General features: G+C 64.2%; 24 protein-coding genes. 16 read left to right on the top strand and 8 right to left on the bottom strand.

What is annotated here, in order from left to right:
- Positions 1-43: 43 nt before the first annotated feature.
- Positions 44-1,042, bottom strand: coding sequence for a GlxA family transcriptional regulator (locus LDZ24_RS17705; RefSeq protein WP_248322534.1), 999 nt, complete (start codon positions 1,040-1,042; stop codon positions 44-46).
- A 91-nt stretch (positions 1,043-1,133) separates the two neighbouring features.
- Between LDZ24_RS17705 and LDZ24_RS17700 the strand changes: the two genes are divergently transcribed.
- Positions 1,134-1,823 carry a DJ-1/PfpI family protein gene (locus LDZ24_RS17700; RefSeq protein ID WP_248322533.1) on the top strand — a complete coding sequence of 230 codons (690 nt, stop codon included), beginning with the start codon at positions 1,134-1,136 and terminating at the stop codon, positions 1,821-1,823.
- Between the two features lie 3 nt (positions 1,824-1,826).
- Here LDZ24_RS17700 and LDZ24_RS17695 read toward each other — a convergent pair whose 3' ends face one another.
- Both LDZ24_RS17695 and LDZ24_RS17690 read right to left on the bottom strand, forming a co-directional pair.
- On the bottom strand, positions 1,827-2,246 hold the full coding sequence (locus LDZ24_RS17695) for an N-acetyltransferase (RefSeq protein ID WP_248322532.1): 420 nt from the start codon (positions 2,244-2,246) through the stop codon (positions 1,827-1,829).
- Between the two features lies 1 nt (position 2,247).
- Positions 2,248-2,985 (bottom strand): ABC transporter substrate-binding protein, encoded by a 738-nt coding sequence (locus tag LDZ24_RS17690; RefSeq protein WP_248322531.1) that lies wholly within the window; start codon positions 2,983-2,985, stop codon positions 2,248-2,250.
- Positions 2,986-3,059: 74 nt separating this feature from the next.
- On the opposite strand from LDZ24_RS17690, the gene LDZ24_RS17685 reads away from it, so the two are divergent.
- Positions 3,060-3,557 (top strand): cupin domain-containing protein, encoded by a 498-nt coding sequence (locus tag LDZ24_RS17685; protein ID WP_248322530.1) that lies wholly within the window; start codon positions 3,060-3,062, stop codon positions 3,555-3,557.
- Here LDZ24_RS17685 and mobB read toward each other — a convergent pair.
- Positions 3,554-4,078 (bottom strand): molybdopterin-guanine dinucleotide biosynthesis protein B, encoded by a 525-nt coding sequence (gene mobB, locus LDZ24_RS17680; protein ID WP_248322529.1) that lies wholly within the window; start codon positions 4,076-4,078, stop codon positions 3,554-3,556. The genes LDZ24_RS17685 and mobB overlap by 4 nt on opposite strands.
- Before the next feature lie 177 nt (positions 4,079-4,255).
- Here mobB and LDZ24_RS17675 point away from each other — a divergent pair, with 177 nt between their 5' ends.
- From LDZ24_RS17675 to LDZ24_RS17650, 6 genes are all read left to right on the top strand, one after another.
- Complete coding sequence (locus tag LDZ24_RS17675; protein ID WP_248322528.1) at positions 4,256-6,781, top strand: adenosylcobalamin-dependent ribonucleoside-diphosphate reductase; 2,526 nt, start codon at positions 4,256-4,258, stop codon at positions 6,779-6,781.
- 422 nt (positions 6,782-7,203) lie between these two features.
- Complete coding sequence (locus tag LDZ24_RS17670) at positions 7,204-7,749, top strand: fimbrial protein (protein ID WP_248322527.1); 546 nt, start codon at positions 7,204-7,206, stop codon at positions 7,747-7,749.
- A gap of 117 nt (positions 7,750-7,866) precedes the next feature.
- Positions 7,867-8,610, top strand: coding sequence for a fimbria/pilus periplasmic chaperone (locus LDZ24_RS17665; RefSeq protein ID WP_244850029.1), 744 nt, complete (start codon positions 7,867-7,869; stop codon positions 8,608-8,610).
- A 131-nt stretch (positions 8,611-8,741) separates the two neighbouring features.
- A complete protein-coding gene (locus tag LDZ24_RS17660; protein WP_248322526.1) occupies positions 8,742-11,333 on the top strand; it encodes a fimbria/pilus outer membrane usher protein in 2,592 nt (863 codons plus the stop codon).
- Between the two features lie 34 nt (positions 11,334-11,367).
- Positions 11,368-12,450, top strand: a complete 1,083-nt coding sequence (locus LDZ24_RS17655; RefSeq protein WP_248322525.1) for a fimbrial protein — start codon at positions 11,368-11,370, stop codon at positions 12,448-12,450.
- Positions 12,451-12,526: 76 nt separating this feature from the next.
- A complete protein-coding gene (locus LDZ24_RS17650; RefSeq protein WP_248322524.1) occupies positions 12,527-13,045 on the top strand; it encodes a fimbrial protein in 519 nt (172 codons plus the stop codon).
- Positions 13,046-13,201: 156 nt separating this feature from the next.
- On the opposite strand, the gene LDZ24_RS17645 is transcribed toward LDZ24_RS17650, so the two are convergent.
- On the bottom strand, positions 13,202-13,357 hold the full coding sequence (locus LDZ24_RS17645) for a hypothetical protein (RefSeq protein WP_248322523.1): 156 nt from the start codon (positions 13,355-13,357) through the stop codon (positions 13,202-13,204).
- A 612-nt stretch (positions 13,358-13,969) separates the two neighbouring features.
- Between LDZ24_RS17645 and LDZ24_RS17640 the strand changes: the two genes are divergently transcribed.
- From LDZ24_RS17640 to LDZ24_RS17625, 4 genes are read left to right on the top strand one after another with little or no spacing between them, the layout of a single operon-like run.
- Positions 13,970-14,905, top strand: a complete 936-nt coding sequence (locus tag LDZ24_RS17640; protein WP_248322522.1) for a hypothetical protein — start codon at positions 13,970-13,972, stop codon at positions 14,903-14,905.
- A gap of 41 nt (positions 14,906-14,946) precedes the next feature.
- Positions 14,947-16,176, top strand: coding sequence for an HlyD family efflux transporter periplasmic adaptor subunit (locus LDZ24_RS17635; RefSeq protein ID WP_248322521.1), 1,230 nt, complete (start codon positions 14,947-14,949; stop codon positions 16,174-16,176).
- 1 nt (position 16,177) lies between these two features.
- The gene (locus LDZ24_RS17630; RefSeq protein WP_248322520.1) at positions 16,178-18,298 is read left to right on the top strand and encodes a peptidase domain-containing ABC transporter; all 2,121 of its coding nucleotides are present in this window, start codon (positions 16,178-16,180) and stop codon (positions 18,296-18,298) included.
- Positions 18,291-19,622: a TolC family outer membrane protein gene (locus tag LDZ24_RS17625; protein ID WP_248322519.1), complete on the top strand. Its 1,332-nt coding sequence runs from the start codon at positions 18,291-18,293 to the stop codon at positions 19,620-19,622. Before LDZ24_RS17630 ends, LDZ24_RS17625 begins: the two co-directional genes overlap by 8 nt.
- 10 nt (positions 19,623-19,632) lie before the next feature.
- Here LDZ24_RS17625 and LDZ24_RS17620 read toward each other — a convergent pair whose 3' ends face one another.
- Positions 19,633-20,217, bottom strand: coding sequence for a TetR/AcrR family transcriptional regulator (locus LDZ24_RS17620; RefSeq protein ID WP_248322518.1), 585 nt, complete (start codon positions 20,215-20,217; stop codon positions 19,633-19,635).
- A gap of 93 nt (positions 20,218-20,310) precedes the next feature.
- Here LDZ24_RS17620 and LDZ24_RS17615 point away from each other — a divergent pair, with 93 nt between their 5' ends.
- A complete protein-coding gene (locus LDZ24_RS17615) occupies positions 20,311-20,778 on the top strand; it encodes a nuclear transport factor 2 family protein (protein WP_248322517.1) in 468 nt (155 codons plus the stop codon).
- Between the two features lie 21 nt (positions 20,779-20,799).
- On the opposite strand, the gene LDZ24_RS17610 is transcribed toward LDZ24_RS17615, so the two are convergent.
- Complete coding sequence (locus tag LDZ24_RS17610; protein ID WP_248322516.1) at positions 20,800-21,822, bottom strand: transporter; 1,023 nt, start codon at positions 21,820-21,822, stop codon at positions 20,800-20,802.
- Positions 21,823-22,053: 231 nt separating this feature from the next.
- On the opposite strand from LDZ24_RS17610, the gene LDZ24_RS17605 reads away from it, so the two are divergent.
- The 3 genes from LDZ24_RS17605 (at position 22,054) to LDZ24_RS17595 (ending at position 23,466) form a co-directional block, all read left to right on the top strand.
- Entirely contained in the window at positions 22,054-22,401 is a 348-nt protein-coding gene (locus LDZ24_RS17605; protein WP_248322515.1) for a hypothetical protein, read from the top strand.
- 62 nt (positions 22,402-22,463) lie between these two features.
- Positions 22,464-22,895 (top strand): response regulator, encoded by a 432-nt coding sequence (locus LDZ24_RS17600; RefSeq protein WP_175941343.1) that lies wholly within the window; start codon positions 22,464-22,466, stop codon positions 22,893-22,895.
- Positions 22,896-23,190: 295 nt separating this feature from the next.
- Positions 23,191-23,466, top strand: a complete 276-nt coding sequence (locus LDZ24_RS17595) for a hypothetical protein (protein WP_248322514.1) — start codon at positions 23,191-23,193, stop codon at positions 23,464-23,466.
- Positions 23,467-23,587: 121 nt separating this feature from the next.
- Here LDZ24_RS17595 and LDZ24_RS17590 read toward each other — a convergent pair whose 3' ends face one another.
- Entirely contained in the window at positions 23,588-24,544 is a 957-nt protein-coding gene (locus tag LDZ24_RS17590; protein ID WP_248322513.1) for a chemotaxis protein, read from the bottom strand.
- Between the last annotated feature and the right edge of the window lie 64 nt (positions 24,545-24,608).

The raw sequence follows: 24,608 nt of genomic DNA, 5'->3' as shown, positions 1-24,608 counted from the left end.
ATACAGGCTTGAGCTTCAGGGAAAAAAATCGTGCGAGAGCGTGTCAGCCAGCGGACGCGCCGCTGCCCGCAAAACGTTCGCGGTAGGCCTGCGGCGACACGCCGAGCGAGCGCAGGAAGCCGCGCCGCATGGTTTCCTCGGTGCCGAAGCCGCAGCGCGCCGCCACGCGCTTGACGGGCAGCGCGGTATCGCCGAGAAGACGCCGCGCGGCTTCCAGCCGCATCCGTTCGATGGAGCGCGCGGGCGTCACGCCGGTTTGCGCGCGGTAATGGCGCACGAAGCTGCGCTCGCTCATGCCGACGCGCGCGGCGAGCGTCGCCACGGAGAGATCCGCCGCCAGATTCTCGGCGATCCACGCGTGCAGCTCACCGAAGCGGTCGCCCGCTTTTTGCAGGGACAGCGCGGCGCTGAACTGCGCCTGCCCGCCGGGGCGCTTCAGGAACACGACGAGATGGCGCGCGACTTCGAGCGCAAGCGCGCGCCCGAGATCCTCTTCGACGAGCGCCAGCGCCAGATCGATGCCCGCCGTCACGCCGGCCGACGTCCAGACGGCGCCGTCGCGAATGAAGATGGGATCGGACTCCACGCGCACGGCCGGAAAGCGCGCGGCAAGCTCCTCGCAGCGGGTCCAGTGCGTGACGGCGCGGCGCTCGTTCAGCAGGCCCGCCGCAGCGAGCAGAAACGCGCCGGTACACACGGACGCGGTGCGCCGCGCGTGCCGGGCGCGTTCGCGCAGCCAGTCGACGAGCGCCGTATCGCGCACCGCGCCATGCACGCCCCAGCCGCCCGCGACGATCAGCGTGTCGCACGGCGCGTCGGCCGCCGGCAGCGGATGACCGACGAGGCCGAGTCCCGCCGAAGCCGTCGCCGCCGCGCCGGGCATGATCACCCGCGCGCGATACGGCCGCGGCATGCCCGCCGCCACGGCCAGCTCGTTCGCCGACGCGAACACTTGCAGCGGCCCGGCGACATCGAGCAGTTGCACATCGGGAAAGGCGAGCACGTCGACGTCGCGCGGCGTCGGATCGGAAGGGCGGCTCATGGTGGCGGAAAACGTGGGCTGGCTGTCGATTTCGCCATAGCGTAGCCGGGTAGCATGGGTTCGTCCACTCACATCGACCAAGGAGAAAGCGATGACCTTGCACATCGGCCTGTTGCTGTTTCCGGGCGTGCAGCAACTCGACATGACCGGCCCCTACGACGTCTTCGCGCACATGCCCGGCGCAGAGGTCCACCTGATCTGGAAGACGCGCGAGCCGGTGCGATCGACGGCGGGCATGGTGCTCACGCCGGACACGACATTCGCCGACTGCCCAGCGCTCGACGTGCTGTGCGTGCCTGGCGGCGGAGGCGTCGGCGCGCTGATGGAGGACGACGAGACGCTCGCGTTCCTGCGCCGGCAAGCGTCGGACGCGCGCTATGTGACGTCCGTTTGCACCGGCGCGCTCGTCCTCGGCGCGGCCGGGTTGCTGCGCGGCAAGCGGGCGACGACGCATTGGGCGTATCACGCGCTGCTCGCCGAACTCGGCGCGATACCGGTGCGCGGGCGCGTGGTGCGCGACGGCAACGTGCTGACGGGCGGCGGCATTACGGCGGGCATCGACTTCGCGTTGACGCTCGCGGCGGAACTCATCGGCGAGCAGGGCGCGCAGGCGATCCAGCTCGCGATGGAATACGCGCCCGCGCCGCCTTTCGATGCAGGCGATCCTGACCGCGCGAGCCCCGATGTGGTCGAGATGGTGCGACAGCACGAGGCTGCGTCGCTGGCGGCGCGGCGTGACATCACGCAGCGCGTCGCGCAACGGCTCAACGCGAGCGCGTGAGGACTAGAAGCGCTTCTGCATGAAGTAGCGCGATCGTTCGCCGTGGAAGCCCGGCAACTCGCCGAACGTCTGATAGCCGCAGCGCGCGTAGAGGTCGCGCGCGTGCGGATTGAGCGTATCCAGCCAGGCGGCGGCGCAACCGCGCTTTTTCGCTTCATCTTCCGCCGCGTCGAGGGCGCGCGTGGCGAGGCCGCGGCCGCGCGCGTCCTCGCGTATCCAGAGCCATTTGATGAAGAGCCAGTTCCACGCGGTAAAGCCCGCAAGTCCGCCGACGAACGCGTCGTCCACGTAGAGTGACACGGCGAGATCGCGATGTCCGCTCGGTCCGAGCTGCGCCGCATTGAACGCGGCAAGCCCGCCCGCGACTTCCTCTTCGAACGATTCGTCGATCCAGTCGGTGACGGACACGCTTACGTCGCTCATGTCACACGCTCGCGGCCGGCGCGACGGATGCGCCCCTGATCCCGTGCCGCGCCAGTGCTTCGGCGACGAAACCCGAACGTTTCACGTCTTCGACGAATTCGCGCAGCATGTCGGCGGCTGCTTCGCCGCGCGATTTCGGCAGCCCCATCGCCTGCTGAATCACCATGAAGCGTTCGTTCAAGAGACGCAGGCCGGGCGTGCGCGCGGCATCGGCTTCCAGTTGCTGCTTGACACCCGCAGCCACTTCGAGCCCGTCGCGCAGAAAGGTCTCGACGACCGCTTGCGACGAAGCCGCCCGAACGATCTGCGCATGCCTGATCTCGCGCGTGAGAAAGAGGTCATAGGCGCTGCCCTTGCCGACCACGATGCGATTGTCCGCGCGGTCCACTTCGTCGTTGCGCGTGAGCGGCGAGTCGTCGCGCACGAGGTAGAAGCCTTCGATCAACACGTAAGGCGCAGTGAAGGCGATGCCCGCGCCGCGCGAGGGATCGATCGCGAAGAAGCCTATATCGGCCGCTTCATTCGTGACGGTCTCCACCGATTTCGCCGCGGTGTCGAAAGCCGCGAACGCGACGTCTACGCCGAGCCGCGACGCCAGTTCCCGCGCGAGATCGACCGATACGCCGCCGGGCTCGCCTTCGCTATCGCGGTGCGCAAGAATGGGATTGCCCAGATTGACGGACGCGCGCAGCACGCCTGTCGGCGCGATGGCTTGCAGCAAGGTCGAAGAAAGAGTCATGGCTTCGTGCGCCTCATGTTGCATGAGCATGCAGAATACGCGAACCGTGACCACGCTTGCAAAAGGATACTGCCATGCCCGCACCGCTCGATGCCAAAGCCCTCATCACGCGCCTCGACCTGCAGCCGCATCCCGAAGGCGGCTACTTTCGTGAGACGTATCGCGCAGAGCAGCGCGTGACGCGCGAGGGCGCGAGCGAAACGCGTTCGGCATCGACGGCGATCTACTATCTGCTATGCGAAGGCGCGCATTCGGCGTGGCATCGCATACGCTCGGACGAAGTCTGGCACTTCCATGCGGGCGATCCACTTCTCGTGCATGTGCTCGATGCGCACGGCGCGCTCACCACGCACCGGCTGGGCGATATGACGCAGCATGTCGACATGGTGTTTCAGGCGGTCGTCCAAGCGGGCAACTGGTTCGCCGCGGAATGCAGCATCGCGTCGGGCGCGTCGCTTGTCGGGTGCACGGTTGCGCCGGGCTTCGAATTCAGCGAGTTCGAGCTGGCCCGTTCCGATGAACTCGCGGCGCTTTATCCGCAGCATCGCGAACTGATCGAACGGCTCGCTTAGCGAGGCAGCGCAATGCCGAGCGTCGCGCAGACGAACGCGCCGATGCCCTCTATGTCATCGAGGGCGAGCACAGGCAAGGCTGATTCGATGGCGGCGGCGTTATCCGTTGCGATGGCGAGAATCTCGACATCGGTCAGATAGAGCGGGTCCTTGCCCGTCGACGGCCGCACGACTTCGAGCCGTGGCATGGCTTCGCGCGCGAAGCCTTCCACGATCACGAAATCGGCGTGCGAAAGGCGCGCGGCAAGCGCCGCGAGCGGCGGCTCGGGTTCATCGCTGAGTTCGTGCAAGATGGCATAGCGATACGGCGACGCGATCAGCACTTCACTCGCGCCCGCGCGACGAAAGCGCGCGCTGTCCTTGCCCGGCGGCTCCAACTCAATGGAATGATGACTATGCTTGATGACGTTGACCGTGAGTCCCTGCGCGCGAAACCACGGCAGCAGGGCTTCGATCAACGTGGTCTTGCCCTGGCCGGAGCGCCCGGTAATGCCGAAAAGCGGCGGGTGCGACGAATTCATGCGATGGTTGTGTCGTTGTCGTCATCGAACGGGTTTGGCAAGTGTAGCGGCTCCGTGGCGAGCCGGGCCGAATCGCGCTATCGTCAGGCATCGTGCTTGCATCGACCGCGCTGCACTGCGTAACGCGCGAGGCACGTGGAACGTGTCGAGCATCAGCGCACTTCACAGGATCAGGACATGGCCGAAGACAATCTCAGCACCGCTCTCGCTCCGCAGCAATTTTCCATCGACGTCATGCTCGAAAAGTACGCCAAGGGCGACGAGACGCGCGTCGACGATATCTATCGACGCGTGGCGCGCGGCGTCGCGCTCGCGGAACCGCCCGAAGCGCGCGCGAAGATCGAAGCCGAGTTCGTCGACAACTTCAAGCGCGGCGCACTGGGCGCGGGCCGCATCATGAGCGCGGCGGGCGCGGGCATCGATGCCACGCTCATCAACTGCTTCGTGCAGCCGGTCGGCGATGCGATACAAGGTGTCGATGACAACGGCCTTCCCGGCATCTACGTCGCGCTGTTGCAGGCCGCCGAGACCATGCGGCGAGGCGGCGGCGTGGGGTATAACTTTTCGGCAATCCGTCCGCGCGGCGCGCGTGTGCATTCGACAGGGTCGGCCGCGTCGGGGCCGTGCAGCTACATGGACGTGTTCGATGCCTCGTGCCGCACCGTGGAAAGCGCGGGCTCGCGTCGCGGCGCGCAGATGGGCATTCTCGACTGCACGCATCCGGACCTGCTCGAATTCATCGCGGCGAAACACACGAAAGGGCGCTGGAACAACTTCAACGTATCAGTCGCGGTGACGGACGAATTCATGCAGGCCGTCGCCGATGACGCCGTCTGGCAGCTCGTGCACAAGGCGGAGCCGTCGCCGGCGCAACGCGCATCGGCCGATATCCGGCAGCGTGAAGATGGCCTGTGGGTGTATCGCGAAGTGCGGGCGCGCGAGGTGTGGGACACGATCATGCGTTCTACTTACGATGTCGCCGAGCCGGGTGTCGTCTTCATTTCGCGCATGAACGACGACAACAACCTGCGCTCGCTCGAAGCAATTCGCGCGACGAATCCGTGCGGCGAGCAGCCGCTTCCCGCGTATGGCTGCTGCAATCTCGGGCCGCTCAATCTCACGCGCTTCGTGTCCGATCCGTTCGCCCAGATGCGTGGCGGCGCGCCGGGATTCGATTGGGAAGGCCTCGCGCAGACGACGCGCACGCAAGTCCGCTTTCTCGACGACGTGCTCGACGTGACGCTGTGGCCGCTGCCGGAACAGGCGCGCGAGGCACAGGCGAAGCGGCGCATCGGCGTGGGCTTCACGGGGCTCGGCGATACGCTCGTCATGCTCGGCTTGCGATACGACTCGCAGGAAGGACGCGACTTCGCCGCGCGCGTGGCCCGCACCATGCGCGACGAGGCGTATCGCGCATCCGTGCAACTGGCGCGCGAGCGCGGCGCTTTTCCGCTTTTCGACGCGCGACGCTATCTGGAACAAGGCACGTTCGCGTCGCGCCTACCCGACGACATCACCAGCGCGATTCGCGCGCACGGCATTCGCAATAGCCATCTGCTTTCCATCGCGCCGACCGGCACGGTGAGCCTCGCGTTCGCGGACAACGCGTCGAACGGCATCGAGCCCGCGTTCTCGTGGACATATCAACGCACCAAGCGCATGGCGGACGGCTCGCGGCAGAGCTTCGCGGTGGAAGACCATGCGTACCGTCTTTATCGCGAGATGGGCGGCGACGTGAACGCGTTGCCCGATTACTTCGTGAGCGCGCTCGACATGTCCGCGCACGATCACCTCGAAATGATGGCGGCGGTGCAGCCTTTCGTGGATACGTCCATCTCGAAGACGGTGAACGTGCCGGCCGACTATCCGTTCGACAAGTTCCAGGACCTCTACTTCGAAGCATGGCGGCGCGGGCTCAAGGGTCTTGCCACGTACCGCCCGAACGATACGCTCGGCGCGGTGCTTTCGGTGACGCCGCAGGAGACGCCGAGCGATTCTCCCGATCCCGAACTCGACCTCGATCCGCTGCGCATCGCGATCGACCATCGGCCGCGCGGTGAATTGCCCGCGATCATCGAAAAGGTCGAATATCTGACGCAAGCGGGGAAGAAGTCGCTGTATCTCGCGGTGTCGTTCATCGAAGTGACCGGGCGCATCGCGGGCGAGGACGTAACCATCGAGCGTCCGATTGAATTCTTTATACCGACAGGGCAGAGCGACGAATCGCAGCAGTGGATCACGGCGACGATGCGTTCGCTTTCGCTCGCCGCGCGTGGCGGGTTTGCGGCGCGCACGTTGCAGGACATGCGCAAGGTGTCGTGGGACCGGGGACAAGTGCGGCTCGGCGATGTCGAGCGGCTCGACGGTCATCGCAGTCCGCGTTGGCACGACTCCGAAGTCGCGGCGCTGGCTTACGCGATCCAGCAGATTCTGTATCGACGCGGTTTTTTGGATGCAGAAGGCAATCAGGTTCCTTCGCGCGTGCTCGCGCGCAAGCGCAGCGAGGCGGCGGCGCCTCTGCGCACGTTGCAGCCTGAGGACGAACAGGACGCGCCCGACGACGTCGTTGAAGCGCCCGTCGATCCGCATGGACTCGCGCAGATGCACGGACGCAAATGCGCGACGTGCGGCGCGAATGCGGTGATTCGCAAGGATGGGTGTGATTTCTGCACCGCTTGTGGGGAGATTGGTGCGTGTGGGTGAGCCGCCGGTTCACTTGAATTTAAAATCCAAAGCGCCATTCGCGCGCCGATAACTTCAGGTCAGCAGCGACTCTCCCCGACTCGCTGCTGACCGTTCGTCTCTCCTCCCTTCACCCCGCAACACTGCCTCTCCCCAAGCGAACAGCAGCTTCCATCGCGCCCCGTCAATCATTAAAGACGACTTACTAATTAAGAATTCTCGGGTGTCTTTCGAACTCGATTGATTGGAGAATTCCGCCCGGGTGCTTTCAACTGGACAGGCTAAATAACAACCGAGGGCCGCGCCGTCGCTTGCTCACGCAGTCTCGGCCACAGGCGAATGCACTTGTCCGGCGTCAAGGGGAGCGTGCGCTGTTGCCGTATCGGCGCAGCGCCGCGCTCGAATGTGGATCCCACTTTTTTTACTTGCTTGGAGTTTCGAAAATGAAGAAGTCCGTTATCTCGGCTTTCATCGCTGGCGTGTTGAGCCTGGCTGCCGGCGGCGCGTTCGCGTCCGATGGAACCATCACGTTCAATGGCGCGCTCACGGCCACCACCTGCACGATCAACGGCAATGGCACGTCGTCGAAAAACTTTAGTGTCGATCTGCCGACCATTTCGACTTCGACTCTGGTAAAGGCCGGCGATACCGCCGGCGATACCGGATACAGCATCGCGTTGAGCCAATGCGCGCCGGTAACGGGCTCAAGCAAGGCATCGGTGTTCTACGAAGCAGGCACGACCGTCGATCTCGCCGATGGCCGCCTGAAAGTTGCCGCTGGCGGCGCCCAAAACGTCAAGTTGGAGCTGCTTAACGAGGACGAGTCCTTAATCAAGGCCGGCTCTGCTCGGGACCTGCAAAATTCGAAACCTGCCGACATCTCTTCGGGCGGGGCCACGCTGAGATACATCGTCCGCTACTACGCCACCGGCGCGACGTCCGCAGGTCCGGCGAACTCGTCGGTCGTGTACAGCATCGACTACCAATAAGCGGTGTCGTGACAGCGGGCCATTCGCTTCGCACATGCGCGAATGGTCCGGTGCAAGGGCGGGCGCAAGCCCGCCTCTCCTTGATATCGTGCTTCGCTTGGGCGCTTCTTCGTCACTATGAAACTGTTTAGCCGACTCGCATCCGTCGCGGTGCTCCTCGCCGCGATCCAGGGCTTCGCCCCGCAGGCCCGTGCTTCGGTGGTCATCGCCGGTACGCGCGTGGTGTACAACCAGAGCGATTCAGAAGTCACCGTCAAGCTGACCAACAACGGCAAGCTCCCCGGTCTCACGAAAGTATGGATCGACAAGGGCGATGCCGACGCCAAGCCGGATACGATCGACGTGCCGTTCACCATCACCCCGCCGATGATGCGTATCGATCCGGGCAAGTCGCAAACGCTGCGCATCATGTCGACCGGCGAGCCTCTTCCCGGCGACGCCGAATCCGTCCTCTATCTGAACGTGCTGGAAGTGCCGCCCAAGCCGACGGGCGATGAAGCCAGCGCCAATCAGCTGCAACTCGCGTTCCGCACGCGCATCAAGTTCTTCTATCGCCCGACGGGGCTGAAGGGGCAGGCGAGCGACGCGCCCGAAGCCATCGTGTGGCATCTGAAGCGCGAAGGCGGCAAGAACACGCTGGTGGCCGATAACCCCACGCAGTACCACGTATCGTTCGACCGCATCGACCTCACGGATGGCGTGCATACGGCGCAGTTCACCGACGGCGGCATGGTCGGACCGGGCCAGAGCCGCGCGTTCCCGCTCAAGGGCGAGCTTCCCGCAGCCGGCGCGAAGGTGCGCTATACCGCGATCAACGACTACGGCGGACCGCAGGCCGGTGACGCCACGCTCGCGCCCTGACCGGCGGCATCGCCGACCAGCGCGAGCCGGCCGCGGCGCTCGCGCCGCAATGACCCCGTAAAGATGAACTAGCGTGCATGCCCGCCTGGCATGCCGGGGACTGGCTTTGCCCGAACACTTCGGATACCTGAATGAAAACGCACTACTGCAGCGCCCACCTGTCCGGCGCGCGTTTAAGACCTGTCACGCTGTTCACGCTCCAGGCTTTGGCCGCAATGGGCGTGAGCGCCCACGCGTGGGCGGACGCTTCTGCGCAGCCCGCAGCCGTCGAATTCAACGAGCAGTTTCTCGATTCCGGCGGCAGCCAGAAGCTGGACATCTCACGCTTCAATCACGGACAGCCGGTCCTGCCGGGCACGTATCGCGCCGATACTTACGTCAACAACGTATGGCGCGGCAAGTTCAGCGTCGATGTGCGCGACTCCGCGGAGCATCCCGGCGTCGTGCAACCGTGCGTGACGGCGGATCTGCTCGAACGCTTCGGCGTCGATTTGCGCAAGCTCTCGCCCGAAGCCGCCGCGAAGCTCGAAGCGACCGGCAATGCGTGCCTGACGCTGCCTGAGTTGATCCCGGGCGCGATCGCCACGTTCGACGGCGGCGAGCAGCGCCTGGATGTGAGCGTGCCGCAAATCGCGATGAACAGCAGGGCGCGCGGCTATGTCGATCCGAAGTATTGGGACGACGGCATCAACGCGGGCACGTTCCAGTACAACGCGAACGTGTATCACAGTTCCGCCGGCGGCTACGACAACAACTCGGCCTACCTCGGTCTGATCGGCGGCATCAACGTCGGTCCGTGGCGCTTCCGCTATCAGGGCAACGTTACGCACAACAGCATCGGCGGCTCGCATTATCAGAGCGTGCAGACCTATGCGCAGCGTGCGTTCAAGGACATCAAGAGCCAGTTCACGGTTGGCGACACGTTCACGGACGGCGCGCTGTTCGACAGCTTCGGCTTGCGCGGCGCCACGCTCGGCACCGACGACCGCATGTTCCCGGAGTCGCAGCGCGGCTACGCGCCGGTGGTGCATGGCATCGCCAATAGCAATGCCCGCGTGCAGGTCCGGCAGAACGGCAACATCATCTACGAGACGACGGTCGCGCCGGGCGCGTTCGAGATCGACGACCTGTATCCGACGGGCTATGGCGGCAATCTCGATGTGATCGTCACCGAGGCCGACGGCACGCAGCACATCTCGACCGTTCCTTATGCCGCGGCGGTGAACGCGCTGCGGCCAGGCGTCACGCGTTATAGCGCGAGCATCGGCGAGTATCGCGATCCGAACATCGATATTCATCCGTTCGTGTCGCAGTTCACGCTGCAGCGGGGCATCAGCAATCTGGTGACGCTGTACGGCGGCGTGAGCGCGGCGGACATGTACTTCTCGACGATGATCGGCACCGCGCTCAATACGAGCGTCGGCGCATTCGGTCTCGACGTGACGCAGGCAAGCGCGAGCTTCAAGGGCTACGGCACGCGCAACGGGGCGAGCGTGCGGCTCAGCTATTCGCGCCTGTTCGAGCCGACGAATACGAATATCGCGATTGCCGCGTATCGCTATTCGACGAGCGGCTTCTTCTCGCTGCCCGACGCTGTGACGATGCGTCAGTTGAACGCCGAGCATCAACTCGGCCTCATGACCGCGCTGCAAAAGTCGCGCGTGCAGTTCACGCTGAATCAGAGCATCGGCGAGGGCGCGCGCTACGGCTCGCTCTATGCGATGGGTTCGTTCCAGACGTACTGGAACCGCTCCAGTCACGATACGCAGTTGCAAATCGGCTACACCAACAGCTGGAAGCGCATGACCTACGGCGCGTCGTTCGTGCGGCAGTTCCAGGTGAACACGGCGCGGTGGGACAACCGCATCATGCTGAACATGTCCATCCCGCTCGGGTTCGGGGCGCACGCGCCGCAGTCGACGACCAACTTCCAGCACGACAGCAGCGACGGCAGCTCGACCATTCAGCAATCGGTCACGGGCACGCTCGGCGTCGACAACGCATTCAGCTACGGCATCAACGCGAACTTCAACGACGGCGGCAGTCACGCCAGCAGTTCGGCGAGCGCGGGCGGCAACGTCGGGTATGTCGCGCCGTTCGCGATGCTTACCGCGAACGCGAGCACGGGCCGCAACTTCTCGCAGGTCGGCGCGGGCATGTCGGGCGGCGTGGTGGCATGGCGCGACGGCGTCGCGTTCACGCCGAACATGGGCGATACGGTCGCGGTCGTCGAAGCGAGCGACGCGGCCGGCGCGCGCCTCGCCAACGGCGCGGGCTTGCGCGTGGACCGGTGGGGACACGCTGTCGTCTCCGGCATGCAGCCGTATTCGAACAACGACATCGAACTGGACCCGAAGGGCTTGCCGATCAACATCGCGCTGAAGTCGACCGTGCAGCGCACCGCCCCGACTGCTGGCGCGGTGGTGCGCCTCAAGTTCGAGACGGAGAACATGGGCAAGCCGGCGGTTATGCGCGTCTCGCAGGCGGATGGCAAGCCGCTGCCGTTCGGCTCCGAAGTGTTCGACGCCGAGAATCGCAGCGTCGGCACGGTGGCGCAGGGCAGCCGCATCATCGCGACCGGGCTGAAGGCCGACGCCGGCACGCTGAACGTGAAGTGGGGCGAAGCACCCGAGCAGCGTTGCGCGGTGCGCTATCAGTTGCCCGCGGTGACGGATGCCTCGAAGCCGAACTCCATCAGCATATCGGACGCTGTCTGTCAGTGAGCGCCGTTCACATTCATTGAATCAGGAAATCAAAATGAAATTCATGGATCGGCTTGCAGCCGGACTGCTGCGGTGTGTGTTGTGCTGGATCGCTGCACTGGTGTTCGTGCCGTCGTCCGCTTGGGCGACGGCGAACTGCACCGTCAACTACAGTTCGTTCACGTTGACGCTGCCGCCGTCGGTGGCGGTGGCGCGCGACTTGCCGAATGGATCGATTCTGACGGCATGGTCGCTTTCCGCCTCGAAGAACGACTATTGGACCTGCATCGTCACAGGGCAGGTCTATACGGGGACCGACTTCGAAACGGCGGGCATCACCACAGGCGGGCCGACGGTGTACACGGCCAACTACCAGGGCGTCGATTTCGAGGTGTATCCGACCAACGTGCCGGGCGTGGGCATCGCAATGGGCGGCTATGTCATTCCGAATAGCCTGCCGGCCGGGCCGCGCACCTTCTCGAAGCTCGGGCGTCAGTGGAATACGAACGGCACGATCTACAACGGCGGACAGTTGATCGTCGCGCTGGTCAAGATCGGCGACATCACGCCGGGCACCGCCACCGGCATGGTCGCGCAGGCGTTCTCGTGGCAGACGCTGACGCCGCCGCCCGCGGGGGACGTGCCGTCGGCCGGTGTCATCAACTTCTATATCACGCCGGTGGTCATTACCGTGCTGACGTGCCAGACGCCCGATGTCACGGTGCCCATGGGCATTCAGGGACCGGCGGACCTGCCGAACATCGGGCCTGCGCCGAACAAGGTGTCGTCGTTCAACCTGAGCCTGAATAACTGCCCGGGCGGAACGGCGGTGAGCGGAACATTGGCGGGGCAGATTCACAGCATCCAGTACAGGATCGATCCGTCGAACGGACTCGTGTCCGGCTATAGCAACGTCGCCTCGTTGAGCGGGTCGCCGAGCGCGGCGGGCGTCGGCATTCAGCTCTACGACCAGACAGGCGCGGTGTTTCCGTATGGCACGTATATGACGCTGAACGGCTTCGACAGCACGAACGGCGGCAACTACACGATACCGATGCAAGCGCGCTATTACCGCACAGGCGCGCTCGGCGCCGGTCCCGCGAACGCGACCATGACGATGACCGTGCTGTACCAGTGATCCGTTCGGCGGCGGCATGGGCGGGTGTCCCTATCGCCGTCGAGCGGCCAGCAACAGAAATCAAGGAGAAGCAAAAATGAAGAAACTGAAAATCGGGCTCGTGGCGCTTGGGCTGACGAGTGCTGCGTCGGCGTTCGCGGCCGATGCAACGCTGACATTCACCGGCACCATCATTCTGCCGACCTGTACCGTCGATTCGAACTCGGTCAATCAAACGATTGCGCTCGGCACCGCGAGGACGACGGACTTCGCCGCCGTGGGCAACACGAAGAACCCGACGGCCTTCAACATCACGTTGAACAGCTGCGCACCGAACACGAACGTGGCGATGACGGTCAACGGAACCTCCGATACGGTGCAAAGCGTGCTCAAGAATACGGGCACGGCCGGGCAAGTCGGCGTGCAGCTGCTAAAGGCCGTCAACGCCGGCGATACGACTGGCTCGCCGATTACGCTCAACTCGTCCCTGAACATAGGAACGGTCGATGCGACCAACACGATGACGATTCCGATGGTGGCCCAGTTCTACCGTCTCGGTGCCATGACAGGCGGCACCGTGTCCGCCACGGCCACCGTCAACTTCGCCTATAACTGATCAGCAGGATTGCAGAACATCCGCGCGAGACCCTATAGTGTTGTGCCGGGTCCGCGCGGAGAATCGGGACGTTGGCGCGCCCAACGGCGTCATCGTCCCTTGTATGTTGGAACCTAGAGAAACTGAAATGCAAAGAATAGACCGAAACGGCTTGAATTACAGCGATGTGGCGGGCGGCGCCGCCAAGGCATCGAGCAGCGCGTCATCCACCACGAACGTCAGGATTTCGATTGCGGGGGCATCGAGCGGGGGCGGCGGCGGCGCGAACGACAACCCGAACGACAAAGCCACGCTTGCTATCGGAGTCAGCACGCACTGATCGCCGGTTCAGTAAAGAAGGCCATCCTCGGTCGGGGATGGCCTTTTTCTTTTGGGCGTTCACGTGACGCAAGTTTGCTGCTGTTGAACAGTCATATGCCCGATAAATCTGCGAGTCCACATGGATATCGCACCGCTTCGCTTACGAGTCGATTAATAAGCTGCCATTGCCAAACGAATCATCGACTGGAATTGCCTCTTGTCGCTTCTTTCAGAGTTTTCGTGGTTTACCGTCATACGCGAACTATCTAAGATCCGTCGTTCAGGAATATTAAACATTTCCTGACGAAGCCCAGAAGCAGGAAGGGCAGATGATCGCGTGGAACGAGTTCAGTTCGGACCACGCATATTTAGCAATTTGCAGGAGGAGTTGAAATGCAGAAAATCGAACGTAACGCACTGGCTCAAGCATCGCTGGCTGGCGGTTGCCACAAGGCAAGCAGCCGCTCGTCGTCGAACACGACGGTGGTGATCTACATCCAGGGTAGGTAAGTCGCTGCGCTTCGCATAACCGGCTGTTTCCTCGCCTGAGCCGTATCCGCGAGGGACAGCCAGAGCGGGGCAGGGCCGCGGACCCGCCCCGCCGTGTTTGAGAAAGAGTTCTTCATGCCTGCTTTGCGTCCCGCGCTGAAAAAATGGCTTGCCTTGCGAAAGCATCGCATGCGGCGGTTGATCGTCGGCCGCATTCCTATGCGTGCGGTCGAAGCGCTTGCGCGTTTGTCGTGGCGCGTGCGTAGCCTGTTCGACGCAACATGCCGAGCGAATGGCCGCATTCGCGTCGAGCTTGGAAGCGCGGTTCTTCGTCTGCCACCAGGCCGCGCGAATCGGGCGTGCTTCGGCGCGCAAGTCGAGAAACTCATCGATCAGCGCATCTATTTCGGCCGCGATATTCGCAAGCGCGAAGCGTGGGCAGATCTAGATGCCATTGCCACGATCCTGGTGAGTGCCGTAGAAAAGCTTAAACGCGAAGCGCCCGAGCGGCCGGTATTCATCTCGCCGTTCCACTTCGTGTCTCAGTACGCGAACATTTATATCGTCGAGCGCATGGCGGCGCTGCTGGGCTTGCAGTCGATGTCCGTGGTGTCCGGCGTGCCGCGAAATCAATACGGCGACGACCATGCGCTGATTCCCGGCATCAAGGTGCTTTACACCTATGGCGATGCGAACCGCAACGGGCTCGGCGTGCGCGTGGCGCGCTCCCTCAAGCGCGACGGCGTGGCGGTGCTGTTCAGCGACGTGCCGCCGTTCACCATGCACCGTTACCCGATGGAGACCGTGGAAGTCACCATGTTCGGCAAGAGCGCCCGCATACACAACGGCGTGTTTCGCATGGGTGAGACGTTCGGCGCGGTGCTGTTGCCGTTCTATCTTCGCTTCGCGCGTGGGCGCTTTGAGGCGCGTCTGTTCGATCCCCTTCCGCTCGACGGGCCCGAATCGCCGCAGCGTCTCGCCGGCTATATCGAAACGGCCTTGAGCGACAACTACGAGCAGTGGCTCCCGGCTGGCCATCCCGCCATGTACGCGTTCGCACCCTCGCGATAAGCGCCGCACGCGAACCGGCCTCGTATTACACGCAACCATTCATGCAACCCACCGATATTCCCGAATTCAAAGATGTCCCGTGGCGCTGGATAGCGTACGCCACCTCGATTTTCACCATCGTCGCGGTTGCCTTCGGTTTCGTGCATGAGATCGAGCTCAAGCAGGACGTGACCGGCGAGGTCGTCTCCGCATCCGAGGTCAAGGTTCAGGGACTGACGGGGCTCGTGTCGGCGATCTACGCGCGGCCATCGGAGCACGTCGATCCGGGCACGCCGCTGTTCCGTCTTCAGCGCGACTTTTCGCTGACCACGGACGGCCTGCGTCGGCAAGCCTTCGACGAAAAGATGCGCGACGACCAGATCCGCTCGATCGACGAGCAGTACAGCGAGCGCCGGGTTCAATTGAATGCGCAGCGCGAGACGGCGCGGCTGAGCGAAGCCAGCAAGCGCGCGGAACTCGGCTCCCTCGATGCCCAGATCGCGCAAAACACCCAGCTCGTCGGCGAATTCGAGCAACGGCTCGCGCGCCTCAATTCGGTCTCCGAGTACGTGACGGCGGACAAGCTCGAACAGGCTCGCGCCGATGTGCATCAGGGCAAGGTGACGGTCGCGCAGAGCATCGCGCGCAGGCAGCAACTGGCGGGTGAGCTGGGCGCGTCGACTAGCAGCCAGACCGATCTCGAAGCGCAGTTGCGCGAACTCGATGCACGGCATGCACGCGACGTGCAGGACGTCCGCGCGCGTTTCGAGCGCGAGCGTCAGGACTCGACGGTGTCCGCGCCGAAGGGCGGCGTCGTCACGTTTTCCAGTCTGGTGGCGGGCCGCATGCTCGCGACCGGCGATGTCGCGATGGTGATTTCCACCCAAGAGAGCGGCCCGCTGCGCGTGGCGTTGAGCATTCCTTCGCGCCGACGCGGCTTCGTGCGCGAAGGCCAGATCGTGCGCCTCAAGTTCGATGCGTTTCCGTACGCGAAGTTTGGAACCTACGAAGCGCGCATCGATTCGATTTCCGGCACCACCGTGCTGCCCGCGAGCCCGGCCGCGCCGCCCGGCACGCCCGGCGCGCCCGACCCGTCCGAAGAGACGCAAACCACGAAGGAGTCCGACGGCGACTATCTGGCCTGGGCGACGCTGCGCGGCAATACCTTCGATTTCGACGGGCAGCACTTCAAGATTCTTCCGGGCATGCGCGCGACGGCCAGCATCGTCGTCGAGCGCCGGACGATTGCCGAGTGGGTGCTGGCGCCGCTGTTCAGAATGCTGAGAGGTTGATGTGCGCGTTATCTATCAAAACGAAGTCGCCGAATGTGGCTACGCGTGTCTGGCGATGGTGCTATCCCATCTCGGCCGCGCGACCGAAGTGCGCGAGCTGTCTGCGTACAAGCCGATCTCGGCAAATGGCCTGTCGCTGATGGACCTGTACGATGTCGCCATCGACTTCGGGCTTGCGGTGCAGGCGTATCGTTTCGATGCGTCGGACCTCTCGGCGGTCAAGAAGGGCTCGATACTGCATTTCGGCGGCGCTCACTTCGTCGTGTTCGAGAAAGCGGGGCACGGCTATGTGCGCGTGATCGATCCCGCCACGGGTCGTCGGCGCGTGTCGATGGACACGTTCCGCTCCGCCGTCTCGGGCTTTCTGCTCGAATTCGCGCCCACGCCGCAGATGCCGCGCATTCGCGCCAAGTCGCGCGTGCCGGCGGCGCTCAAGCGCGTGCGGGCCCTCAGTCCGCAGATGAAGGCGCAAATCGGCAAGATCGTGTTCGTCGCGCTCGGCAGCCAGTTCGCCATTCTCGCCGCGCCGTACTTCGGCAATCTCGTGCTCGACTACGTGGTGGCGGCGGACAACCGCAACCTGCTGAACGTGCTCGTCGCGACCTTCGCCAGCATCTTTTTGCTGGGGGCGCTCAGCGAATTCGTCCAGAAGTACCTCACCGAGTTGCTCTACAACATCACGCAGATCAACTCGACCGAGGGCCTGCTCGGCCATTTGCTGCGCAATCCGATGCCGTGGTTCGAGGAGCGCCACGTCGGCGATGTGTTCGCGCGCGTGAAAGCGCAGGACGAGATCAGCGTGTTCACCACGCGCACCACGGTGTCGCTTTTCATCGACCTGACGGTCGGCGCGCTCGCGCTCGTGCTGATGCTCATACAGAGCCGTCAGCTGGCGGGCGTCGCATTGCTGATCTTCGCCGTCTACGTGGGGTTGGCGGTCAGCATGTTCGCGGCGATGCGCGACAACCATGCACTGGTGCTGGAAACATCCGCGCGTTGCGACGACTCGCTGATCGAAACCATTCGCGCCGCCTCGCTGCTGAAGCTGGCGCAAGGCGAGACGCGGCGCACCGCCATCTACATGACGATCTACAAGGCGTATGCGGCGGCGCTTCTCAAGAGCAGCCGTCTCACGTGCACGCGCGACGGCTTGCTGAAGCTCGTGACTTACGCCGATACCATCGTCATCACGTGGCTGGCCGCGCGCCTGATGCTCGGCGGGAAGGTGTCGGTCGGCGTGTTCTACTCGTTCCTGATCTACAAGTCGCTCATGTCCGAGCGGCTCGCGAGCGGGATCAACGCCACGTTCCAGTACTTCATGCTGAGCGTGCCGACGGCGCGCGTCGACGATATCGTGGAGAGCGAGAACGAACGTTATACGCCGCTCGCGGATACGCAGCGCGCCACCGAAGTACGGTCCTTCAACGATATCGAAGTGCGCGACGTGACGTTCAGCTACGGCATTTCCGACGAGCCGATTCTCAGGAACGCGAGCATCCATATTCGCCGGGGCGAGAAGATCGCGATCACCGGTCCGTCGGGCAGCGGCAAGTCCACGCTGTTCAAGCTGCTGTCGGCGGCGGAACCGCTCCAGCACGGACATATAGCGCTCAATGGCATCGCATGGCCGAACCTGACGGTCGATGAAATCCGCCGACATCAGGCGCATATGCGGCAGGGCGACATCATTCTGCACGGCTCCATTGCGGATAACGTGACCCTGTTCGCTGCCGAGACCGACGAAGACCGCATTCACGCGATTCTCGCCGACGTCGGCCTCCTCGACGACATCATGCGTTTGCCGATGCGCACGCGCACCGTCATCAGCGACACGATCGCCAATATCTCGGCCGGTCAGCGGCAGCGGCTGCTGCTCGCGCGCGCGCTATATCAGCAGCGCGAACTGCTGCTGCTCGACGAACCGACTTCGAATCTCGATCCGGCGTCCGTGCGGCGCATCGCTTCGCTACTGCGCAATCTCGATCGCACGGTCGTCGTAATCACGCATGACATGTCGCTCGCTTCCGCGTTCGACACGCGTTATCGGTTCGCTGCCGGCGCATTGGTGCCGGAGAGCGATGCATCGAGCACGGCCACGGCAGACGAGACGCTCCATGCTTAAGCGACGCATTTCGCTGGCGGCGCTGGCGTGCGCGCTCATCTTTGCCGATGCCGCGCGGGCGGACGATCTCGTCGCCATCGTGCAACAGGCGCTCGATCACGACGCGGAACTCGGCCAGGCGCAGGCTGCGTATGAAGCCGCGAAGCAGGCGGTGCCCATCGCTCGGGCGGCACTCTTGCCGCAGATCGCGGGCGGGTGGGGAAGGTCATACAACCGCATCGACATGGATGGGTTTCCGCGCCAAAAGTACTGGCAGAACGGCTGGATGGTGACCATGACGCAGCCGCTCTTCGACTGGAGCAAGTGGACCGCTTACCGGCAGGCGGATTTCGTCGTCGCACAGGGCGCGGTGGATTTCGCCGGCGCGCAGCAGGCGTCGATTCTGCGCGCCGTGCGCGCGTATTTCGACGAGCTTGCCGCCGAAGACGATGTGAAACGCAGCACGGAGTATCTCGCCGCCATCGACGCGCAACTGGAACAGGTGCGTCGAAAGCGCGCCGTGGGCGAGGTGACGCTCATCGACCAGCGCGAAGCCGACACCGCGCGCGAGCAGGCGCAACTGCAACAGGTGGATGCGCGCGAAGAACTCAGTGCGAAGCGCCGCGCGTTGCAGCAGGTGACCGGGCGGCCGTTCGCGGCGCTCGCCCCGTTGCCGGCGGGGACAGCCTTGCCAACGCTCGCGGAAGGCGAGGAATCGTGGGTCGAGCAAGCCAAGTCCCGCGGCTACGAGGTGCAGTCGAAGCAACTCGGCTGGGAGATCGCCAAGTTCGATTCGGCGAAGGCTCGGGCGGCGCATTATCCGGTTGTCAGCGTGACGGGCAGTTATACGCCCGCTGGCGCTGCCTCCGGTTATTCGCGCCCGACGACGACCACGACCGGCATGCTGCAAATCCAGATTCCGCTCTATTCCGGCGGCGAGATTCAGGCGCGCATGAAGCAGTCGCTAGCTCTCGAAGACAAGGCCAAAGAAGGCTACGAACTTGCTTCGAATCAGGCAGAGGCTTCCGCCCGCGACAACTTCGCCAAGTACGTGCGCGAACGCCAGCGGACGGATGCGCTCTCGCATCTCGTGGAAAGCGCCCGCGATACGCTCAGTGCCACGGAAGTCGGTTTTAAGATCGGAAGCCGCACCGGCAACGACGTGCTACGCGCCATCGACGCGCTGTACACCGCCCGCCGCGATCTGCTGCGTTCGCGTTATGCGGCGGTCGTGGCGTTTTTGCAATTGAAGGCGGACGTCGCTACCTTGAGCACCGACGACATCGCGGACCTGAACGGCAAGCTCTGCTGTTCACTGCAAACGTCGAGCGCGGACGTGCGCTAGACGTCGCCCGTCACTCCGCGCTCGCGGCCGCGCGCTTCACCGCCCGAACCACGCGCGCGAGGGCTTTCAACGCATCGGCGGGGGCGTCGGCGAATTGCGCCGCGACGATCGCGCCATCCACAGCGAGCGCGAGCGCCTGCGCGTCGGCCTTCGCGGTGCGCGACGGCGGCATCAGCGCGCGAATCGCGGCGGTCATGTCGCGCTTGTGTCGCCGCGCGATCTCGACAGCCTGCGGCAGCGTGCCGCCGACTTCGACCACCGAATTGATGAACGCGCAACCGCGATACGCCTCGCCGCCGAACCATTCCGCGAGCGTCGGTACGAGCGCCGAGAGCGTGCCGCCGTGACGCGCAAGGCCGTCGCGGAACCACGTCATCCAGTTGTCATGCCGGTATTCGAGAAACGCGACGATGAGGTCGTCCTTGCTCGCGAAGTATCGATAGAACGTTTTCTTCGCCACGCCCGATTCCGCGATCACGCGGTCGATTCCCGTCGCGCGGATGCCGTCGCGGTAGAAGAGGTCGTGCGCGGTGCGCAGAATGCGGGCATCCGGTGGAAGCTCGGTCGAGTCGGCAGGGGAGGCGATCACGTTCATGCAGCCAATTGTAGACAGGTCTGTCTACCTGCGCTAGAGTGCGCTTCAGGTAGACAACCCTGTCTACCACGCGCAACGTCAACAGGACATGCCATGGAAACCAGACCGCCTCTCCCGCCGTTCGACGCTGAAACCGCCGCCTTGAAGGTTCGTCTCGCCGAAGACGGCTGGAACACGCGCGATCCCAAGCGCGTCGCGCTGGCGTACACCGAGGACACGCGCTGGCGCAACCGCGCGGAGTTCGTCAACGGACGCGCGGAAGTCGAGGCGTTTCTGCATCGCAAGTGGGTGCGCGAGCTCGATTATCGGCTCATCAAGGAGCTATGGGCGTTCACCGGAGACCGCATCGCCGTGCGCTTCGCATATGAATGGCATGACGATTCGGGCAACTGGCACCGCAGCTATGGCAACGAGAACTGGCAGTTCAACGAGGCCGGGCTCATGACGCATCGGCATGCGTCGATCAACGATCTGCCGATCAAAGAATCCGAGCGCAAGTATCACTGGCCGCTCGGGCGTCGCCCCGACGATCACCCGGGACTGAGCGATCTCGGGCTCTAACCGAAGAAAGGCGAGCGACGCTCACATATCGCGCCGCCGGCGGAACGCCCACCATCCGGCGAGCACGGTGAAGCTCGCGACGATCGCCACGAGCAGCCAGAAGCCGTGATGATTCTCGGCGAGCGGTATGCCGCCGACGTTCATGCCGAAGAAACCGGCCACGATGTTGATGGGCAACGCGAGCACGGTCACGAGCGTCAGCGTGAAAAGCGTGCGGTTGCTCTGCTCGTCCATGCGCGTCGCGATTTCTTCCTGTAGCAGCTTGATGCGCTCGACGAGCCCGGCGAGATCGTTGAGGACGAGCGAGAATTCCTCGGTCGCGTCGCGCAGGTCCTGGATGTCCTGCGCGTGCAGCCAGCGCGGCGGGCGCGCGAGCAGCCGGAACACCGAGCCCGGTTCGGGCGCGAGCAGCCGTTGCAGCCTCACGAGCACGCGCCGCTGCGCGCCGAGATCCGAGCGGGTCGTGGACGCATGCGTCGACAGAAAGCGATCTTCGATGCCGTCCACTTCCGCGCTCGTCCGCCGCACGATCTGCACGAGCAGATCCGCCTGATCGCGCAGCAGATGCGCGAGCAGTTCCGCCGGCGAGCGGAACACTTCGCCGCGCCGCACGGACTCGCGCAACGAATCGATTGAACGCAGCGGCTTCATGCGCGCGGTGACGAGCAGCTTCTGGTGCGTGTACACCCAGAGCGTCGCGATTTCCGAGGGCGTCAGCTCGAAATTGAACATGACGTCGTTGATGACCGCGAACAAGGCGCCTTCCTGATGCTCGATGCGCGTCGAATGCGAGCCCTCATGCAGCGTGTCGAAGAACGCGTCGGGTAAGCCGAGCCGGGTTTTGATCCAGCGCTCGCATGCGCTGTTGGCGAGGTCGAAGTGCAGCCAGAGGAACTCTTTGGCCGTGTCGTCGCGGCCGACCCAGTCGCTCGCCTGCTCGGAATCGATGGGCTCGCCCGGTTGATCGACGCGAAAACGGAAGCCGCAGACGAGGCCGGTGAAGTCTGAACCGTAGAGCGATGTTTGCGGGATAGCGGTTTTCATGCGGTCGTTATGTGCGGTCGAAGACTGGCGGCTTGCTTCGTCAGGCGCTAGTGTGCCACCGCTCGGTGCTGGCGACGCAGGTTTGGCGCTCATCGCTCGTGGAAACAATCGCGGCATTCGTGTCGCGGAATGTAAGAATGATTGTCATATTGACAGCGTATGATGACCGGACACGCGACGATAGACGCCGGACCCGGCGCGCGCCGACTGTCAAACTTGGGGAGAAGCGTTGTGGATGATGACCGTGACGATCTGGATGGCGCGACGCAAACCACCGCGGCGGGACTGATACGCCTCGCCTCGGTGATATCCGGCCTGGCGCGCGACGGCGCGCTCGACACGCGCTTCGGCGCGAAGCTTTTCAAGCGGCTCGACAAGGAAGCGCGGCGCGTGGCGGCCGGCGGCGAACCGGCATGCGAACAGGCCGACCGCGATGCGCTCGTGGCCGCGCTCGGCGAGCTCGACCTGGCGCTGCGGCAGCGCGACGCCGCCTCGCTGGTTCAGGCGAATGCGCGGCTGCGCGAGAGCGAAGAGAGCGCCGCGAAACGGCGCAAGGGCAAGCGCGAAGCGGGCGCATGACGGGTCGCCCGCCCGGGCGCGATTCGTGCGATACGGCGGTCAGATGAATATCGCGACTTGCCATGCCCGTGAATTTGCATTCGCCCCAATGCGCTCTCTGGACCAACCGCAGTATCGACGTCGATCTCCCGTGCTGGCGGATTCTCGTCGTCGATGACAACGCTTCCAGCGCCGAGGCGCTCGCCGCGGCCCTCACTGCCGACGGATTCGAGACGCGAGTCGCCTTGTCCGGCGTCGACGCGCTGCATGCGGTCGACGGCTGGGTGCCGCACATCGTCATTCTCGATATCAGCATGCCGGAGCACGACGGCTTCGCGACCGCGCGTGTGCTACGGCGCATCGCTCGTACGCGCGACGCGGGAATCATCGCGTTTACGGCGCTCGGCGAGGAGCTCGTGCGCACGAAAGGGCTGCACGCCGGCTTCGACGCGTATTGCCAGAAGGGCAACTCGCCTGCGACGCTCGTCCACCTGATGCAGCGTCTCGTCCACTGATAACGTCCCGAATCGGCCTTCGACGACGCCGATCGGCACGAGATTGTTCTGTCCCTAGCGAACAGCTTAATTGACGCCCGTCGCGCTCAGCGCCGTACGCAGCGCGGCTTTGAGCCATTTCGCACGCCCGTGCGGCCAGAGATTGTTGGCGCTGGATGAAAAGTGTATTGAAATATATCGGGATAAAAAAACGATAGTAGGGGTATACACTGCTTTCCATCGACGTAGCAGACAGTTTCTCGCAAGACCGCTGCGGCGCTTTCTGATTGAACGTCAACCGTCTTTGGAGATCACCATGAAACGCAATCTTCTCGCTACCCTTCTTATCGCCGCTTCCGCCACGCTCGCTGCGCCCGCTTTCGCAAGCGGCTACGGCCCGGCTCCGTTCTATCGCCCGGCTGCCGGCGCTCCGACGTCGCAACAAGGCCCGAGCGCCCAAGCGATCGCTGCTGAAGAGCACGCACACGGCGTCGATGCTAACGCCTACGGTGGTTCGCGTGACTCGCTGGCTCAGTCCGGCGCCCGCACGAAAGCAGCAAACAGCACCAACTCGGTCTTTTTCGGTCACTAATCGAACCGGTCTGGCCGGCTTATCCGCCGGCTCTCAAGACTGAAGCGACCCATTCGGCGCCCGGCGCGGCAGACTCACAAGGTCTCTCCGCTCCGGGCGCCGATGCTTTTGCGCCGCCGATTCAGGCGTTGACGATCGCGCCGCGCATCACGCTGGCGAGTTCGGACGCCTCGAACTTCGAGACGTACGCGTTCGCGCCGACCTTGCGCACGTGCTGCTCGTTCGCCGATCCCGACAGCGACGAGTGAATCACCACCGGAATGTGCTGCAAGCCGCTGTCCGCCTTGATGCGGCGCGTGAGCGTGAAGCCGTCCATCTCGGGCATTTCGAGGTCGGTGAGCACGAGCGCGATTTCGTCCGAGACTTCGGTGCCGTGCTTCTGCGCCTTTTGCAGCGCGGCTTCGAGCACATCCCACGCTTCCTGCCCCGTCTTCGTCATGACGAACGGCACGCCCATCGCGGTCAGGCTCTGTTCGATCAGCGCCCGCGCGACGCCCGAATCGTCCGCGGCCAGCACGCGCGCGCCCGGCTTCAGTTGCAGACGGCCGGTGCGCGCTTCCGTGATGTCCGATTCCTGGCCCGGCAGCACGTCCCGCACGATGCGCTCGACATCCAGCACCTGCGCGAGCCGCGATCCGTCGACGTTGCCGTCGAGGCGCGCGAAGCTCGTCACCGTGCGTCCGCTCGAATGCGACTCCGCCGACAACACCTGATTCCACTCCAGGCGCACGATATCGTCGACTTCCTCGACCGCGAAGCCCTGCGTCGTGCGAGCGAACTCGGTCACGAGCAGAATCTTGGGGCCGTTCTTCGGGCGGCAGCCGGTGATGCGCGCGAGGTCGATCACCGGAATGATCTGTCCGCGAATGTCCGCGACGCCGAGAATCTCCTCGCTCGAACCGGCGACGGCGGTGATCGTCGGCATCGCGAGGATCTCGCGCACCTTGAACACGTTGATGCCGTACAGTTCGCGCTGCTCCGAATCCGGCGCCTCGCCCAGCTTGAAGAGAAGCAACTCGAACATGTTGCTGCCCGCGAGCCGCACGCGCTGCTCGATATCCTGTTGTGAATTGCTCACTGCTTCTCCTGTGGTGTGGGCGCTTGCGCCGCGTAGTCCTGGCGGAAGACGGAATTTCCGCGCG

This window comes from Caballeronia sp. Sq4a, from assembly GCF_023170545.1.
Classification (GTDB): Bacteria; Pseudomonadota; Gammaproteobacteria; order Burkholderiales; family Burkholderiaceae; genus Caballeronia.
The sequence above is the reverse complement of the archived record's forward strand: the minus strand, read 5'-3'. Positions and strand labels throughout refer to the sequence as shown.

What these genes read in the sequence shown, in the direction of transcription:
- LDZ24_RS17695 (WP_248322532.1), bottom strand. Translation starts at nt 2,246, where the DNA reads ATGAGCGACGTAAGCGTGTCCGTCACCGACTGGATCGACGAATCGTTC.
- LDZ24_RS17700 (WP_248322533.1), top strand. Translation starts at nt 1,134, where the DNA reads ATGACCTTGCACATCGGCCTGTTGCTGTTTCCGGGCGTGCAGCAACTC.
- LDZ24_RS17650 (WP_248322524.1), top strand. Translation starts at nt 12,527, where the DNA reads ATGAAGAAACTGAAAATCGGGCTCGTGGCGCTTGGGCTGACGAGTGCT.
- LDZ24_RS17635 (WP_248322521.1), top strand. Translation starts at nt 14,947, where the DNA reads ATGCAACCCACCGATATTCCCGAATTCAAAGATGTCCCGTGGCGCTGG.
- LDZ24_RS17655 (WP_248322525.1), top strand. Translation starts at nt 11,368, where the DNA reads ATGAAATTCATGGATCGGCTTGCAGCCGGACTGCTGCGGTGTGTGTTG.
- LDZ24_RS17620 (WP_248322518.1), bottom strand. Translation starts at nt 20,217, where the DNA reads ATGAACGTGATCGCCTCCCCTGCCGACTCGACCGAGCTTCCACCGGAT.
- LDZ24_RS17705 (WP_248322534.1), bottom strand. Translation starts at nt 1,042, where the DNA reads ATGAGCCGCCCTTCCGATCCGACGCCGCGCGACGTCGACGTGCTCGCC.
- LDZ24_RS17690 (WP_248322531.1), bottom strand. Translation starts at nt 2,985, where the DNA reads ATGACTCTTTCTTCGACCTTGCTGCAAGCCATCGCGCCGACAGGCGTG.
- mobB (WP_248322529.1), bottom strand. Translation starts at nt 4,078, where the DNA reads ATGAATTCGTCGCACCCGCCGCTTTTCGGCATTACCGGGCGCTCCGGC.
- LDZ24_RS17625 (WP_248322519.1), top strand. Translation starts at nt 18,291, where the DNA reads ATGCTTAAGCGACGCATTTCGCTGGCGGCGCTGGCGTGCGCGCTCATC.
- LDZ24_RS17665 (WP_244850029.1), top strand. Translation starts at nt 7,867, where the DNA reads ATGAAACTGTTTAGCCGACTCGCATCCGTCGCGGTGCTCCTCGCCGCG.
- LDZ24_RS17675 (WP_248322528.1), top strand. Translation starts at nt 4,256, where the DNA reads ATGGCCGAAGACAATCTCAGCACCGCTCTCGCTCCGCAGCAATTTTCC.
- LDZ24_RS17615 (WP_248322517.1), top strand. Translation starts at nt 20,311, where the DNA reads ATGGAAACCAGACCGCCTCTCCCGCCGTTCGACGCTGAAACCGCCGCC.
- LDZ24_RS17670 (WP_248322527.1), top strand. Translation starts at nt 7,204, where the DNA reads ATGAAGAAGTCCGTTATCTCGGCTTTCATCGCTGGCGTGTTGAGCCTG.
- LDZ24_RS17685 (WP_248322530.1), top strand. Translation starts at nt 3,060, where the DNA reads ATGCCCGCACCGCTCGATGCCAAAGCCCTCATCACGCGCCTCGACCTG.
- LDZ24_RS17640 (WP_248322522.1), top strand. Translation starts at nt 13,970, where the DNA reads ATGCCTGCTTTGCGTCCCGCGCTGAAAAAATGGCTTGCCTTGCGAAAG.
- LDZ24_RS17600 (WP_175941343.1), top strand. Translation starts at nt 22,464, where the DNA reads ATGCCCGTGAATTTGCATTCGCCCCAATGCGCTCTCTGGACCAACCGC.
- LDZ24_RS17610 (WP_248322516.1), bottom strand. Translation starts at nt 21,822, where the DNA reads ATGAAAACCGCTATCCCGCAAACATCGCTCTACGGTTCAGACTTCACC.
- LDZ24_RS17595 (WP_248322514.1), top strand. Translation starts at nt 23,191, where the DNA reads ATGAAACGCAATCTTCTCGCTACCCTTCTTATCGCCGCTTCCGCCACG.
- LDZ24_RS17660 (WP_248322526.1), top strand. Translation starts at nt 8,742, where the DNA reads ATGAAAACGCACTACTGCAGCGCCCACCTGTCCGGCGCGCGTTTAAGA.